At 72.8% G+C, this 14385-nt stretch carries 15 protein-coding genes; 13 read left to right on the top strand and 2 right to left on the bottom strand.

Annotated elements, in window-relative coordinates; translation table 11 throughout:
- Positions 1-13: 13 nt before the first annotated feature.
- The 11 genes from DSZ44_RS05155 to DSZ44_RS05105 all read left to right on the top strand — a co-directional run bounded on the left by DSZ44_RS05155 (position 14) and on the right by DSZ44_RS05105 (position 11580).
- Positions 14-1624 carry a methyl-accepting chemotaxis protein gene (locus DSZ44_RS05155; RefSeq protein WP_110851533.1) on the top strand — a complete coding sequence of 537 codons (1611 nt, stop codon included), beginning with the start codon at positions 14-16 and terminating at the stop codon, positions 1622-1624.
- Positions 1625-1780: 156 nt separating this feature from the next.
- Positions 1781-4096 carry a chemotaxis protein CheA gene (locus DSZ44_RS05150; RefSeq protein ID WP_258369241.1) on the top strand — a complete coding sequence of 772 codons (2316 nt, stop codon included), beginning with the start codon at positions 1781-1783 and terminating at the stop codon, positions 4094-4096.
- The gene (locus tag DSZ44_RS05145; RefSeq protein ID WP_110851531.1) at positions 4096-4512 is read left to right on the top strand and encodes a chemotaxis protein CheW; all 417 of its coding nucleotides are present in this window, start codon (positions 4096-4098) and stop codon (positions 4510-4512) included. Before DSZ44_RS05150 ends, DSZ44_RS05145 begins: the two co-directional genes overlap by 1 nt.
- A gap of 28 nt (positions 4513-4540) precedes the next feature.
- Positions 4541-6223: a methyl-accepting chemotaxis protein gene (locus tag DSZ44_RS05140; protein ID WP_110851530.1), complete on the top strand. Its 1683-nt coding sequence runs from the start codon at positions 4541-4543 to the stop codon at positions 6221-6223.
- Between the two features lie 11 nt (positions 6224-6234).
- The gene (locus tag DSZ44_RS05135) at positions 6235-7878 is read left to right on the top strand and encodes a methyl-accepting chemotaxis protein (RefSeq protein WP_110851529.1); all 1644 of its coding nucleotides are present in this window, start codon (positions 6235-6237) and stop codon (positions 7876-7878) included.
- 77 nt (positions 7879-7955) lie between these two features.
- Complete coding sequence (locus DSZ44_RS05130) at positions 7956-9062, top strand: protein-glutamate methylesterase/protein-glutamine glutaminase (protein WP_110851528.1); 1107 nt, start codon at positions 7956-7958, stop codon at positions 9060-9062.
- The gene (locus DSZ44_RS05125; RefSeq protein ID WP_110851527.1) at positions 9059-9880 is read left to right on the top strand and encodes a CheR family methyltransferase; all 822 of its coding nucleotides are present in this window, start codon (positions 9059-9061) and stop codon (positions 9878-9880) included. The genes DSZ44_RS05130 and DSZ44_RS05125 overlap by 4 nt, the downstream gene beginning before the upstream one ends.
- Positions 9877-10260: a response regulator gene (locus DSZ44_RS05120; protein ID WP_110851526.1), complete on the top strand. Its 384-nt coding sequence runs from the start codon at positions 9877-9879 to the stop codon at positions 10258-10260. The genes DSZ44_RS05125 and DSZ44_RS05120 overlap by 4 nt, the downstream gene beginning before the upstream one ends.
- Positions 10257-10733, top strand: a complete 477-nt coding sequence (locus tag DSZ44_RS05115; protein ID WP_110851525.1) for a chemotaxis protein CheX — start codon at positions 10257-10259, stop codon at positions 10731-10733. The genes DSZ44_RS05120 and DSZ44_RS05115 overlap by 4 nt, the downstream gene beginning before the upstream one ends.
- Positions 10734-10735: 2 nt before the next feature.
- A complete protein-coding gene (locus DSZ44_RS05110) occupies positions 10736-11098 on the top strand; it encodes a response regulator (protein ID WP_110851675.1) in 363 nt (120 codons plus the stop codon).
- Positions 11095-11580, top strand: coding sequence for a hypothetical protein (locus DSZ44_RS05105; RefSeq protein WP_110851524.1), 486 nt, complete (start codon positions 11095-11097; stop codon positions 11578-11580). The genes DSZ44_RS05110 and DSZ44_RS05105 overlap by 4 nt, the downstream gene beginning before the upstream one ends.
- A 10-nt stretch (positions 11581-11590) precedes the next feature.
- Here DSZ44_RS05105 and DSZ44_RS05100 read toward each other — a convergent pair whose 3' ends face one another.
- The gene (locus tag DSZ44_RS05100; protein WP_110851523.1) at positions 11591-12403 is read right to left on the bottom strand and encodes an SGNH/GDSL hydrolase family protein; all 813 of its coding nucleotides are present in this window, start codon (positions 12401-12403) and stop codon (positions 11591-11593) included.
- 31 nt (positions 12404-12434) lie between these two features.
- The gene (locus DSZ44_RS05095) at positions 12435-13106 is read right to left on the bottom strand and encodes a uracil-DNA glycosylase (protein ID WP_110851522.1); all 672 of its coding nucleotides are present in this window, start codon (positions 13104-13106) and stop codon (positions 12435-12437) included.
- Between the two features lie 119 nt (positions 13107-13225).
- Between DSZ44_RS05095 and DSZ44_RS05090 the strand changes: the two genes are divergently transcribed.
- Together DSZ44_RS05090 and DSZ44_RS05085 are read left to right on the top strand one after the other, a co-directional pair.
- Complete coding sequence (locus DSZ44_RS05090) at positions 13226-13507, top strand: DUF3263 domain-containing protein (protein ID WP_110851521.1); 282 nt, start codon at positions 13226-13228, stop codon at positions 13505-13507.
- A 44-nt stretch (positions 13508-13551) separates the two neighbouring features.
- Positions 13552-14190, top strand: a complete 639-nt coding sequence (locus DSZ44_RS05085) for a LytR C-terminal domain-containing protein (protein WP_110851520.1) — start codon at positions 13552-13554, stop codon at positions 14188-14190.
- Positions 14191-14385: the final 195 nt, after the last annotated feature.

Below are 14385 nucleotides of genomic sequence, written 5' to 3'. Positions count from 1 at the left end.
ACAAGGAAGACCGATGTCCACAGAATCCCTCGCCCCCGCCACGAGCCGCCGCTCCCTCCGGGACGCCTCCGTCCGCGTGAAGATCGCTGCTGCCGTGGGCGTCGTCGCCCTCGTCGCCCTCGTCATCGGGGTTCTCGGTATCGCCCAGGTGCGCAACCTGGCCACGGCACAGACCGAGATGTACGAGCAGCGGGTGGAGCCGCTCAACCACCTGTCCGATGCTCGAGCGACCTTCCAGGGCACGCGGGTGCGGGTCAACGCGCTCCCTCTGCGGGATGACAACGAGTTGGAGGCCCAGCTCGTCGAGATCGCCGAGCGTGAGGCGGAGGCCATCGGGTCCCTGGAGGCCTACGGTCACTTCTTCGAGGACCGGGGTGACCTCGACGCCATGATCGCCGGAGTGCAGGCATTTCACGACGAGGTCGGCGGACCGTGGGCCGACGTCGTGCGGACGGGTGATCCCGCCGCCATGAACGCGTACTACAACGAGACGCTCGAGGTCGTCGGAGCGGACACGGCGAACCTGATGGCCGCCGCGGCCGACGACCAGGTCGAGCGCGCCGCCGCGGACCAGAGGGCCGCAGACGCGCGCGCGGCGACCACCCAGACGCTCCTCGTCGTCGTCCTCCTTGTCGGGCTGGCCCTCGGCATCGCCGTCGCCCTCGGCGTCATCCGCCAGATCATGCGGACCGTCGAGACGGTCCGCGCCGCGGTCGAGGCGCTCGGCAACGGCGACCTCACCGCCGAGCCCCAGGTGCGCACCCGCGACGAGCTCGGCCAGATGGCCGAGCACCTCGCCCGCTCGATGCGCCAGCTGCGCGGCACCGTCGGCGCGGTCAACGAGGCCGCCGTGACCATCGCCTCCGGCGCCGAGGAGCTGGCGGCGTCGACCACGCAGGTGGTCGCCGCGTCCGAGGAGACCTCTGCCCAGTCCGGCGTCGTCGCCTCCGCTGCCGAGCAGGTCAGCCAGAACGTCCACACCGTGGCGGCCGGTGCGGAGCAGATGGGCGCCTCGATCCGCGAGATCGCCCAGAGCTCCAGCGAGGCGGCCGCCGTGGCCGCCCGGGCCACCACCCAGGCCGCGGTGACGAACGAGACGGTGCAGAAGCTGGGCGCCTCGTCGATCGAGATCGGCAACGTCGTCAAGGTCATCACGACCATCGCCGAGCAGACGAACCTGCTCGCGCTCAACGCGACCATCGAGGCCGCGCGGGCCGGTGAGGCGGGCAAGGGCTTCGCCGTCGTCGCCGGGGAGGTCAAGGAGCTGGCCCAGGAGACGGCCAAGGCCACCGACGACATCGCCCGCCGTATCGAGGCGATCCAGCACGACACCGAAGGAGCCGTCGGCGCCATCGGGGAGATCACCGAGATCATCGGCCAGATCAACGACTACCAGATGACGATCGCCTCGGCCGTCGAGGAGCAGACCGCGACGACCAACGAGATGTCCCGCAGCGTGACCGAGGCCGCGACCGGGTCCACCGAGATCGCGGGCAACATCACCGGCATCGCGTCCGCCGCGGCCGACAACAGCGGCACGATGACGCAGATGAGCACCGCTGTCGCGGAGCTCGCGAGCATCTCCGAGGGCCTGCGCGCCCAGGTGTCCCAGTTCCGCGTCTGAGTCACCCCTCCGCCACGGGCGGGCCCGCCACCGGCGGGCCCGCCCGTGGCATTTCACGCCGACGTCTCACAAACGCCGCGTGGGCACCGATGGAGAGGGAGTGCGCAGGAAGCGCACAGACCGACACGGATGCATGGAGGTCCGCCGGTGGATGGCATGGATGAGATCGTCCACGAGTTCCTCGTCGAAAGCTACGAGAACCTCGACCAGCTCGACCAGGACCTGGTCGCGCTCGAAGGCGCCCCGACCTCGCGCGAGCTGCTGAGCAGCATCTTTCGCACGGTCCACACGATCAAGGGAACGAGCGGCTTCCTCGGCTACTCGAACCTCGAGAGGGTCTCCCACACGGGTGAGAGCCTGCTCGCCGAGCTCCGCGACGGCGCCCGCCGCATGGACCAGGCGACCACCGACGTGCTCCTCGCGCTCGTCGACACGCTCCGCGCGATCCTCGCCTCCATCGAGGCCGGCCGCGGCGACGACCACGACGTCGAGCCCACGATCGCGCGCATCGTCGCGGTCCAGGAGGGGCAGACGCCGCCCGAGCCGGAGCCGGTCGCCGTCGTCGAGCCGGAGCCGGTCGCCGTCGTCGAGCCGGAGCCGGTCGCCGTCGTCGAGCCGGAGCCGTCCGCCGTCGTCGAGCCCGAGCCGGTCACGCCGGAGCCGGAGCCGGAGCCCGCCGCGGAGCCGGCCCGCAAGGTCATCGGCAAGCGCCGCGCCACCGAGGCGCCCGCTGCCACCCCCGCGCAGCCGGCCCCCGCCGTCCCGGCCCCCGAGCAGGCCGAGGCCCAGCCCGAGCCCGAGCACCACCGCAACGCGGCCGAGAGCTCCATCCGCGTCGACGTCGAGCTGCTCGACAGCCTCATGCGCCAGGTCGGCGAGCTCGTGCTCGTCCGCAACCAGTTCGACCGCCTCTCCGACCGCGGCGAGGACGCCGAGCTCGCCCGCTCCGCCCAGCGGCTCAGCCTCATCGCCACCGAGCTGCAGGAAGGCGTCATGAAGACGCGCATGCAGCCCATCGAGCACGTGTGGAACAAGATGCCGCGCGTCGTGCGCGACCTCGCCTCCATGCTCGGCCGCAAGGTGTCGCTGTCCATGCTGGGCGGGGAGACCGAGCTCGACCGCTCGCTCCTCGAGGCCGTCAAGGACCCGCTCACCCACCTCGTGCGCAACGCCGTCGACCACGGCATCGAGGCGCCCGCCGAACGCGTCGCCGCGGGGAAGCCCGAGAAGGGCCAGGTCACGCTGCGCGCCTACCACGCCGGTGGGCAGGTCATCGTCGAGATCGCCGACGACGGCCACGGGATCGACCCCGACGCCGTCGCGGCCAGCGCCGTCCGGAAGGGGGTGCGCACCGAGGAGCAGGTGCGGGCGATGAGCCCGCAGGAGATCTACGAGCTGCTCTTCCTGCCCGGCTTCTCCACCGCCAAGGCGGTGACCAACGTGTCCGGCCGCGGCGTCGGCATGGACGTCGTGCGCACGAAGATCGAGGCCATCGGCGGCTCCGTGGACGTCGACTCCCAGCCCGGGGCCGGCACGACCTGGCGCCTGCGCATCCCGCTCACCCTGGCGATCATGCCCGCGCTCACCGTCACCTGCGGTGCCCGCACCTTCGCCATCGCCCAGACGAACCTCCTCGAGCTCGTCGCCGTCGAGTCCAGCCAGCTCGAGTACGTCGGCACCGCGCCGGTCTACCGGCTGCGCGGTGCGCTCCTGCCCCTGCTCTCGCTCGCCGAGGTCCTCGGCATGGAGCAGCAGGAGCAGGCCTCGCACACCATCGCCGTCCTCCAGGCCGACGAGCAGCGCTTCGGCCTCCTCGTCGACCGGGTCCTCAACAACGAGGAGATCGTCGTCAAGGCGCTGTCCTCGCGGATCAAGCAGATCGGCCTGTACTCCGGTGCCACGGTGCTGGGCGACGGCGACATCGCCCTCATCCTCGACATCCAGGCCATCGCCCGCCGCGCCCTCATCGGTGAGCTGGGCCAGCTGGTGCGCGCGAGCAGGGGCCCGGAGGTCCGCGCGAGCGGCACGGAGCAGCAGCTGCTCGTCGTCGCCATCGGCGAGGGCCGGCGCGTGGCCATCCCGCTCGCGGACGTCACCCGCCTCGAGCGGATGCCCGCCGACCGCCTCGAGCGCGTCGGGAGCCGCGAGGTCGTCCAGTACCGCGGCGACCTCCTGCCCGTCGCCCGTCTCGACCGCGTGCTGGGCGCCATGAGCTACGACCAGCCCGAGGAGCTCCTCGTCATCGTGCTCACCTCCGGTGGTGTGACGGTCGCCGTCGTCGTCGGCGAGATCGTCGACATCGTCACCGACGACCCGGCCAGCCACAGCGGGCTCGAGGACACCGGGCTCACCGGCTCCACCGTCGTCAAGGACCGGGTCACCGAGCTCCTCGACGTCAGCGACCTGCTCCACGCCGTGGGCATCGCCCCCTTCGACACCTCCGCTCTCGACGAGGACCTGGTGAGGATCTGATGAGCACCCAGTACGTGACCTTCACCCTCGGTGACAACCTCTACGGCATCGGCGTCGGGCAGGTGCAGGAGGTGCTGCCCTACCGGGCGACCGCCAGCGTGCCCCTCGCCTCCGAGGAGGTCGCGGGCCTCGTCAACCTCCGCGGCCAGGTGGTCCTCGCCCTGGACCTGCGCACGCGGCTGGGCCTGGCGCCCCGCGAGGCGAGCGAACCGATGATGGTCGTCGTCAAGCTCGGCGGGGAGCCCGTCTCGCTCCTCGTCGACGCGATCGGCGACGTCGCCGAGGTCGACGACGCCCAGTTCGAGGCCCCGCCCCAGACGCTCACGCCCGAGCTCCGCGAGGTCATCCGCGGCGCCTACAAGCTCGACGGCCGCCTCCTGCTCGCCCTCGACGTCGACGCCGTCACCGCGGCCTGACACCGACCCCCCACTTCTGGAGACTTCCATGGCCCTCCTCGCCCCCGAGCGGACGCGACCCGCACCGGCTCCGTCGCCGGTACCGGTCCAGCGCCCCACCGAGCCCCTCCCCGCCCCCAGCCGTCGACGCCGCATCAGCGACGTCTCGCTGCGCAAGAAGATCATCGGCAGCTCCCTCGGAGCCGCCGCGCTCGTCCTCAGCCTCGCCGGCGTCGCGGTCTGGGGCACCCTCAGTGCCGCGGACTTCGCGACCGAGACGCTGGAGCGTGACGTGCGCTCCGAGGAGGTCACCGGGCAGATGCGCCTGGCCTTCTCCCAGGCCCAGTTCCTCGGGGCGGCGAGCCTCCTCGTCGCCACCCCGCAGGACGCCCAGTCCGTGCTGGAGGAGCGCGATGCGCACCTCGCCGAGCTCACCACCCTCGCCGAGGAGTACCGTGCCGAGCTCGCCCCGAACGCCGAGGCGGCAACCCTCGTGGCCGACGTCGAGACCGCGGTCGAGGACTACCTCGCTGCGGCAGCGGCCACCGGTGAGCTGATCAGCAGCGGTGGCGGTCCCGGGGTCGACGAGCTGGTGGCCGAGATGGACGCGCAGGCTGCGCTCATCGCGGAGGACCTTGCCCGCGTCGCCACCATCCACGAGACGACGTCCGCGGCCGGCCTCGAGGAGATGGAGTCCACGGCGACGACCGCCATCGTCTCGGCCGTGCTGTGGGCGGCCATCGGTGCGGTCGTCATGGTGACCGGTGGCGTGCTCATCGGCCGCCGCGTCTCCCGCAACGCCCTCCAGCTCGTCCGGACGTCGACGGCGATGGCGGCCGGAGACCTGACGACCGCGACCGACATCACCGACCGGGACGAGCTCGGCCAGGTCGCCGAGGCGCTCGACGCGGCACAGCACAAGCTGCGCGAGCTCGTCGCCGAGGCCTCCGGCACCGCGCAGGCGGTCGCCGCCGCCGCGGAGCAGCTCTCGGCGAGCAGCGGCACGCTGCGGGCCACCACCGAGGGGACCTCCTCGCAGGCCGGCGTCGTCGCCGCCGCGGCCGAACAGGTCTCCGGCAACGTCCGGACCGTCGCGGCCGGCGCGGACGAGATGGGCGCCTCCATCCGCGAGATCGCCCAGAACGCCGCCGAGGCTGCCGACGTCGCCGCCCAGGCCACCGGCGTGGCCGAGACGACCAACGAGACGGTCGCCAAGCTCGGCACGTCCTCCCGCGAGATCGGTGAGGTCGTCAAGGTCATCACGACCATCGCCGAGCAGACGAACCTGCTCGCGCTCAACGCGACCATCGAGGCCGCGCGGGCCGGTGAGGCGGGCAAGGGCTTCGCCGTCGTCGCCGGGGAGGTCAAGGAGCTGGCGCAGGAGACCGCGCGGGCCACCGAGGACATCGCCCGCCGGGTGGACGCGATCCAGGTCGACACGGCCGGGGCGGTCGACGCCATCGCCGAGATCTCCCGGATCATCGGCGCCATCAACGACTACCAGCTGACGATCGCCTCCGCCGTCGAGGAGCAGAACGCCACGACCGACGAGATGTCCCGCAGCATCACCGAGGCCGCCACCGGCTCCGGGGAGATCGCCGGCAACATCACCGCCGTCGCCGCCTCCAGTGCCGCGGCCAACGACACCCTCGTCCAGCTGACGGCTGCGGCCCAGGAGCTCGCGGGGATGTCCGCCAGCCTCCAGAACCGCCTCGCCCAGTTCAGCTTCTGATCGGAGCTCCCATGTCCACCGCCCCCGTGCCCGCGCCTTCCGTGCGGCTGCGTCGCACCGGCGTCGCGACCCGGCTGTACGTCGCCTTCGGCGTCGTCGCGCTGTTCGTCCTCATCGCGGCCGGCATCGGCTACGGCGCCGTCTCGCAGCAGCGCGAGCAGTCGGAAGAGCTGGCGCGTGCCGAGTCGATCGCCCAGCTCGCCGAGGAGGCGCGTTTCCAGATCGCCGACGCGACCGGCTGGCAGGGGCTCTACCTCAGCGACGTGGCCGTCCTCGGCACCGAGGTCGGCCTCGCCGCCGACTCCTTCAACAGGGCGGGCATGGCCGAGTCGCGGCGGGCCGTGGAGGCCTGGCTCGACGAGCTCGACACCGTGGACCTGCGTCCCGCGGAGCAGGAGATCTTCGGTGGGCTCCGCCCGGCCTGGGACGACTTCTTCTCCTGGGACGCCCAGGTGGTCGAGTGGCTCGCCCTCGACACGCAGGAGGGCCGCGAGACGGCGCTCCAGTCGATCAACGACGGAGAGGCGGGCGCGGCCTACTCCACCGTGCTCACCATCGCCGACGAGGCGCAGGCGCTCGCGGAGGAGCAGGTCGCCGCTGCCCAAGACGCGCAGGCCGAGGGTCAGGCGACCGCGGTCAAGCGGCTGGTGGCCACCGGTGCCATCGGCATCGTCCTCGCGGCGCTCTTCGCCGGTCGCACCACCCGGCTCCTGCTGCGCCGGATCGCGCGCCTGCGGCACGTCGCCGACCGGCTGCGGGCGGGGGACCTCACCGCGCGCAGCGAGCTCACCCGCACCGACGAGCTCGGTGACGTCGGTGCCGCCCTCGACGAGGGGGTGGCCGCCGTCCGTGACCTCGTGAGTGCGGTCGGGGACTCCGCGCACCGGGTCTCCGGGTCCACCGGGGAGCTGGAGGCGCGCACGCAGCGCGTGGCCGGCGAGGTCGCCCAGACCTCCGCCCAGAGCGCCGCCGCCGCGGCCGCCGCCGAGCAGGTCTCCGCCAGCGTGCAGACCGTCGCGGCCGGGGCCGAGCAGATGGGTGCCTCCATCCGCGAGATCGCCCGGACCGCGGGGGAGGCGGCCTCCGTCGCCTCCCGCGCCAGCACCGTCGCGCAGTCGACGAACCGTACCGTCGGCAAGCTCGGCACCTCCTCCCAGGAGATCGGCGACGTCGTCAAGGTCATCACCTCGATCGCCGAGCAGACGAACCTGCTCGCGCTCAACGCGACCATCGAGGCCGCGCGGGCCGGTGAGGCGGGCAAGGGCTTCGCCGTCGTCGCCGGGGAGGTCAAGGAGCTGGCGCAGGAGACCGCGCGGGCCACCGAGGACATCGCCCGCCGGATCGAGACGATCCAGGGCGACGCGGGCGCCGCCGTCGGCGAGATCGACGAGATCGCCCGCATCGTCGGGGCCATCAACGACCTGCAGCTCACCATCGCCTCGGCGGTGGAGGAGCAGACGGCGACGACGAACGAGATGGGCCGAGGGCTGTCCGAGGCGGCCGCCGGCTCGGGAGAGATCGCCCAGAACGTCACCGTCCTCGCGTCCGCCGCCGAGACCCTCGACTCCGTCCTCGGCGGGATGAGCGCGGAGGTCGGCGACCTCGCGGGCATGTCCACCGAGCTGCGCGACCGCGTCGCCAGATTCGCCTACTGAGCACCGGCCGTGCCCACCACACCCACCCGCGTCGCCGCTCCGGCGCCGCGCCCGACGACCGAGAGGGGGAACCCCGCGTGAGCGTGCGAGTTCTCGTTGTCGACGACTCCGTCGTCATCCGCCGCCTCGTCACCCAGGCGCTCGCCGCCGACCCCACGATCGAGGTCGTCGGGGTCGCTGCCAACGGACGCCTGGCCCTCGGCAAGGTCGAGCAGCTCGCGCCCGACCTCGTCACCATGGACATCGAGATGCCCGAGCTCGACGGCATCTCCACGGTCCGTGCGCTGCGGGCCGCCGGCCAGCGGATGCCGATCATCATGTTCTCCACGCTGACCGAGCGCGGCGCTGCCGCCACCCTGGAGGCGCTCGCGGCCGGCGCGACGGACTACGTCGCCAAGCCGTCCGGCGTGGGAGGCCTCCAGGAGGGGCTGCGGCGGGTGGCCGAGGAGCTGGTCCCCAAGATCCATGCCCTCGTCCCGGGCCGGCGCCGCACCGAGCAGCTCACCGCGGCCCGGACCACGACGGCGGCGACCGCGACGGCGGCGCCCACCCTGACCGGCCGCGGACCCGTCCGCCTGCGCGCCCTCACCCCGCGGACCACGCCGGTGCGCGCCGTCGTCATCGGGTCCTCCACGGGCGGGCCCGCCGCCCTGGCCGAGCTCGTCGGCGGGCTGGGCGAGGCGCCGCCGGTGCCGGTGGCCGTCGTCCAGCACATGCCTGCCGTCTTCACCCGCCAGCTCGCCGACCGGCTCGACCGGATCGGGCCCGCGACGGTCGTCGAGGCCACCGACGGCGAGGCACTGCTGCCCGGGCACGTCTACGTCGCTCCCGGTGGACGCCACCTCCTCGTGGCATCCGAACGAGGCGGCCTGCGGGCCCGGCTCACCGACACCCCGCCCGTCAACTACAGCCGACCCTCCGTGGACGTGCTCTTCCGCTCCGCCGTCGCCGCGCTCGGCGGGGAGCTGCTCGCCGTCGTCCTCACCGGTATGGGTGCCGACGGCGCGGCCGGCTCCGGCCAGGTGGCCGACGCCGGTGGCACCGTCCTCGTCCAGGACGAGGCGACGTCCGTGGTGTGGGGGATGCCCGGAGCGACTGCGGTCGCCGGGCACGCCCACGCCGTCCTTCCACTACCGGAGATCGCCAGCGCAATGAGACGAGTCATGGGGGAGGCACGACGATGAGCGTGTCAGCAGAGACCTTCGGGTACGTCGCGGACCTCGTGCGCACCCACAGTGCGATCCAGCTCGCGCCCGGCAAGGAGTACCTCGTCGAGAGCCGGCTGCTGCCGCTCGCGCGGGCGAAGGGCCTGACCGGGCCGGCGGCCGTGGACAGCTACGTGCGCGACGTGCGTCGCAGCCCCGACCGTGGTGAGGTCACGCGCGTCGTCGAGGCGCTCACGACCAACGAGACCTCCTGGTTCCGGGACTCCTCGCCGTTCGCGGCCCTGCGTCAGCACATCGCGCCGGCCGCACGGGCCCAGAACGCCGGGCCGCTGCGGATCTGGTCCGCGGCCTGCTCCACCGGCCAGGAGCCCTACAGCATCGCGATGACCCTGCTCGAGTCCGGCGAGCGCCGGTTCTCGGTGCTCGCGACGGACCTGTCGAACGCCGTCCTCGCGCAGGCGCGGAGCGGGCAGTACAGCCAGCTCGAGATGAACCGTGGCCTGCCCGCGGCCATGCTCGTGCGCTACTTCGAGCGTGCGGGTGCCGGCTGGGGTGTCAAGGACGAGCTGCGCCGCGCCATCACCTTCACCCAGCACAACCTCCTCCAGCCGCCGCCGGCCGGTGGCCCGTTCGACGTCGTCTTCCTCCGCAACGTCCTCATCTACTTCGACGCCGCGACCAAGCGGGACATCCTCTCCCGCACCCGCCGGGCTATGCGGCCAGGCGCATTCCTCGTGCTCGGTGCCGCCGAGTCCATGGTGGGCATCGACGACGCGTGGGAGCGCGTCCCGACCGCTCAAGGTTCCGTCTACCGAGTGCCAGGAGGCATCTCATGAGAGCTCTCGTCATCGACGACTCGCGCGCGATGCGCCGGATCGTCTCACGCCTGCTGCAGGACCTCGGGTACACCACCGACGAGGCGGGCGACGGTGCCGAGGCGCTGGCCCTCCTGGAGGCCGACAGCGACTACGACCTCGCCTGCGTGGACTGGAACATGCCCGTCATGGACGGCCTGTCCTTCGTCTACGCCGTCCGCCAGCGCCGTGAGTGGCGCGGCATCACGCTCATGATGGTGACGACGGAGTCGGAGCACGGCCAGATCGTGCGTGCCCTCGCCGCCGGCGCCCACGAGTACCTCATCAAGCCGTTCACCCCGGACGCGCTCAAGGGCAAGCTGGAGATGCTCGGGCTCGTCCCCGCCAAGGAGACCGCATGACCGCCACGATGGCAGACCACGTCGTCACGATCGCGCAGGACATGTTCACCGCGATGATCGACGGAGAACCGGGCCTGCTCACCGACCGGGCGGACGACGTCGTCGTCCTCACCGAGCCCGTCCGCGCCTGGGTGGAGATCGAGGGCGAGCTGCCCGTGCGCACCGTCGTGGCCACCGGCCGCGACACCGCCGACCGGATCGCCCGTGCCCTGCTCGACATGGGGCCCGGTGAGCCCGTCGCCGTCCAGGACCTGCGCGACGCCCTCGGGGAGATCGCCAACGTCATCGGCGGCAACCTCAAGGGGCTCATGACAGGCAGCAACGCGCTGAGCCTGCCCGTCGTCAGCCTCGACGACACCCAGCCGGCTGGGGACCTCGTGTGGGAGCGCTCGCTCCGCTGGCACGAGGCACCCCTCGTCATCTCCGTCTGGGAACCCGACACCACCACCGACGCAAAGGAGGACACGCAGTGAGTCTGCGAGTCATCGTCGCCGACGACAGCAAGGTCATGCGGCAGATCGTCATCCGTACGCTCCGGCAGGCCGGGTACGGCGACTGGGAGGTGACCGAGGCGACCAACGGTGCCGAGGCGCTCGAGCTCGCGCTCGCCCAGCAGCCCGACCTCGTGCTCTCGGACTGGAACATGCCCGAGATGACCGGCATCGAGCTGCTCCGGGGGCTCAACGCCTCCGGGAGCGAGGTCCCGCTCGGCTTCGTCACCTCCGAGGGCTCCCCGCAGATGCGGGAGCTGGCCGAGAGCGAGGGCGCGCTGTTCCTCATCGCCAAGCCCTTCACGCCCGACGCGTTCCGCTCGACCATCGACCCCCTCCTCGCATGAGCGCCACGACTCCGCTCCCGCCGCTCAAGGAGCTGCGCGACCTCTTCACCATGCTCGTGGGGCGCGACTGCGAGATCGCCCTGGCCGAGGAGTCGGTCACCCCGGCGACCGAGCCGGGCGTCGTCGTCGGCGTCTACGTCACCGAGTTCCTCCGCGGTGAGGCGCTCGTGGCCGTGGACACGCACCTCGCGGCGGCCCTCGGTGGAGCCATCGCGCTCATCCCCGCCGCGGCCGCGCAGGCGTCCCTCGGCCCGCTGCAGGAGACCCTCCTCGAGAACGTCACCGAGGTCCTCAACGTGACCTCGGCGCTCTTCAACGTCGGCAGCGCGCCGCACCTGCGCCTGGAGTCCGTCCACGACTCCGGTGCCGGGCCGCTCCCGGCCGACGTCGCCACCTGGCTGCGCAGCTACGGCCCCCGGCTCGACACCACCGTCGAGGTACAGGGCTACGGCGGCGGTCTGCTGTCGGTGGTGCTGCGGTAGCGAGCCTGCGCTAGGAGGTCTCGACGGTGACCGGCTCCGGGTACTTCGCCCGGCGCAGGTCACCGGAGGACTGTCGGCGCAGGCGGCGCTGCACCCAGGGCAGCGCGTAGGCCTGGGCCCAGCGCGCGTTCCCCCGCCACCGGTCGGCCCGCGCCTCGGGCGGCAGCGGCGAGAGCGGGTCGTCCCACGCGTCGTGGTCGGGCGTGAGGCCCAGGCCCACGAGGGCGGCCTGGGCCACACGCTCGTGGCCCGCCGTCGACAGGTGGATGCGGTCCTCGGCCCACATGCGCCAGTCCTGGATGGCCCGCATCCCCCACAGGTCGAGCACGTGCGCGCCGTGGCGGTGGGCGATCGACCAGAGCCCCGTGTTGAGGACGGCCACCTTCGCCCGGGTGAGCCGGATGACCGGGGCACCTGCGGGATCCGAACCGGTGACGAGCAGGACGTCGGTGCCGGCCGCGCGCAGCCCCGCGACAGTGTCCTCGAGCGACCGGAGGAGGGCGTCGACGTCCGCCCCCGGGCGCAGGATGTCGTTGCCGCCCCCGGTGATCGACACGAGGTCCGGGCGCAGGTCACGCGCCGTGGGCAGCTGCTCGCTGAGGATCTGTCTGAGCAGCCGGCCGCGGACGGCGAGGTTGGCGTACTCCAGCGGAGGCTGCCCTGCTGCGGTGCGGCGGCGCGAGAGCGCGCTCGCGAGCAGGTCGGCCCAGCCGCGGTGGCGGCCAGGGTCGGTGGGGTCGGGGTCGACCATGCCCTCGGTGAGGGAGTCCCCGACGGCGACGTAGCGGGCCCAGGGCGGGGCAGTGGTGTCCTGCGTGCTCACGTCTCGATCCTGCCACCACGGGCGCGCGGCGTCAGGGCAGCGCCCAGCGGACCGGGCGGCCGCCCTGCTCCTCGAGCAGCGCGTTGGCACGCGAGAAGGGGCGCGAGCCGAAGAAGCCGCGCGACGCCGACAGCGGGCTCGGGTGCGCCGAGGCGACGACGGGCACGTCACCCAGCAGCGGACGCAGCGTCTGGGCCTGGTTGCCCCACAGGACCGCCACGAGCGGTGTCCCGCGCCCCACGAGCGCCCTGATCGCGTGCTCGGTCACCTCCTCCCAGCCCTTGCCGCGGTGGGACGCGGGCTGTCCCGGCTGCACGGTGAGCACGCGGTTGAGGAGGAGCACGCCGTCGTCCGCCCACGGGGAGAGGTCACCCGTCGACGGCGGGGGCGTGCCGACGTCGTCGACGAGCTCGCGGAAGACGTTGACGAGGCTGCGCGGGATCGGGCGGACGTCGGGCTGCACGGAGAAGGACAGACCCATCGGGTGGCCGGGGGTGGGGTAGGGGTCCTGGCCGACGATGATGACGCGCACGTCCGCGAAGGGCCGGGTGAAGGCCCGCAGCACGTCCGAGCCGGCCGGCAGGTAGCCGCGGCCGGCGGCAACCTCCGCGCGGAGGAAGCCGCCCATGGCGTGGACCCGGTCCTCCACGGGCGCCAGCGCCCGGGCCCAGCCGGGGTCGAGGATGTCGGCGAGCGGAGTCACGCCGGCAGCCTAACCGGGTGGCCGGCTCCACCCCGTGGGAGTAATGACACGGGTGTCATTCCGCCCTAGCATGGGGTGGTCGCGGCGCCGACTCGACGCGCCGGACAGGAGGAGGAGACATGGACACCGCTTACGCGCTGGGTCCGCAGGCCGCGCTCGGGGACACCGAGCGCGAGATCCTCGCCTTCGAGCGGCAGTGGTGGAAGTACGGCGGCGCCAAGGAGACGGCGATCCGTGAGCTCTTCGGGATGAGCGCCACCCGCTACTACCAGGTGCTCAACTCCCTCATCGACACCGAGGCCGCCCTGGCGACCGACCCCATGCTCGTCAAGCGGCTCCGCCGGATGCGCGACGCCCGCCAGCGCGAGCGGTCCGGGCGCCGCCTGAGCCCCTCCAGCTGAGCGTCCCGCCGCGGGCCGCGTCCGCGAACGGTTAGCCTGCTCGCGTGAGTCAGTATCCCGAGGACGAGTTCGACGTCGCCGGCCGTGATCGCGGCCCCCAGGGCGTGCACCGCGAGCCGCGGTCCCTCCTGCGCACGCTGGCGCCCTTCCTTGCCGTCATCGTCATCGTCCCGCTCCTCGCGTGGGGTGCGGTGAGCCTGCTCGGCGGTGGTGACGCCGGCCCCGGGGCCGACCCCGCGCCGGTCGAGACCACGACCGAGTCCGCCGAGCCCTCCGAGGAGCCCACCTCCGAGGAGTCGACCGACGAGGAGACCTCGCCCGAGGAGCCCACCTCCGAGGAACCCGGCGACGAGGAGACGACGCCGGAGGAGGAGACGACCGAGCCCGACGACGATCCCGTCCTCACGACGTCGATCTCCGTGCTGAACGGCGCGGGCATCAACGGCCTGGCGGGCGACGTGGCCGCCGAGCTGGGCGAGGCCGGCTTCACCACGGTGGGCGCTGCCGACTACGGCGCAGGCTCCCCGGACGTCACGACCCTCTACTACCGCAACGCCGACCTCGCCCCGACGGCGGAGGCCGTCGGTGAGCTCCTCGGCATCGACAACCTCCTCGAGGCGCCCTCCGCGACGCAGAACGTCGAGATCGCCATCGTGCTGCGGGGCGACTTCGCCGGCCGTTGACCTCCGTCTCACCGGACATTGACCGTGAGGAGCCTCACACCTAGGGTGGGGGCCGTTCCTCCACAGCGTTGTGGGGATCGCCGGGCCGGCGGTTCTCGCGACCGCCGGCCCGGCCACCTCGGCAGCGAGCCGCCCGAGTGCTTGCACTCTCGGGTGGAGAGTGCCAAGATCGAGTTAGCACTCTCGTGCTGAGAG

This window comes from Georgenia satyanarayanai, assembly GCF_900116375.1.
GTDB lineage: Bacteria > Actinomycetota > Actinomycetes > Actinomycetales > Actinomycetaceae > Oceanitalea > Oceanitalea nanhaiensis.
The sequence above is the reverse complement of the archived record's forward strand: the minus strand, read 5'-3'. Positions and strand labels throughout refer to the sequence as shown.

What these genes read in the sequence shown, in the direction of transcription:
- DSZ44_RS05155 (WP_110851533.1), top strand. Translation starts at nt 14, where the DNA reads ATGTCCACAGAATCCCTCGCCCCCGCCACGAGCCGCCGCTCCCTCCGG.
- DSZ44_RS05150 (WP_258369241.1), top strand. Translation starts at nt 1,781, where the DNA reads ATGGATGAGATCGTCCACGAGTTCCTCGTCGAAAGCTACGAGAACCTC.
- DSZ44_RS05145 (WP_110851531.1), top strand. Translation starts at nt 4,096, where the DNA reads ATGAGCACCCAGTACGTGACCTTCACCCTCGGTGACAACCTCTACGGC.
- DSZ44_RS05140 (WP_110851530.1), top strand. Translation starts at nt 4,541, where the DNA reads ATGGCCCTCCTCGCCCCCGAGCGGACGCGACCCGCACCGGCTCCGTCG.
- DSZ44_RS05135 (WP_110851529.1), top strand. Translation starts at nt 6,235, where the DNA reads ATGTCCACCGCCCCCGTGCCCGCGCCTTCCGTGCGGCTGCGTCGCACC.
- DSZ44_RS05125 (WP_110851527.1), top strand. Translation starts at nt 9,059, where the DNA reads ATGAGCGTGTCAGCAGAGACCTTCGGGTACGTCGCGGACCTCGTGCGC.
- DSZ44_RS05120 (WP_110851526.1), top strand. Translation starts at nt 9,877, where the DNA reads ATGAGAGCTCTCGTCATCGACGACTCGCGCGCGATGCGCCGGATCGTC.
- DSZ44_RS05115 (WP_110851525.1), top strand. Translation starts at nt 10,257, where the DNA reads ATGACCGCCACGATGGCAGACCACGTCGTCACGATCGCGCAGGACATG.
- DSZ44_RS05105 (WP_110851524.1), top strand. Translation starts at nt 11,095, where the DNA reads ATGAGCGCCACGACTCCGCTCCCGCCGCTCAAGGAGCTGCGCGACCTC.
- DSZ44_RS05090 (WP_110851521.1), top strand. Translation starts at nt 13,226, where the DNA reads ATGGACACCGCTTACGCGCTGGGTCCGCAGGCCGCGCTCGGGGACACC.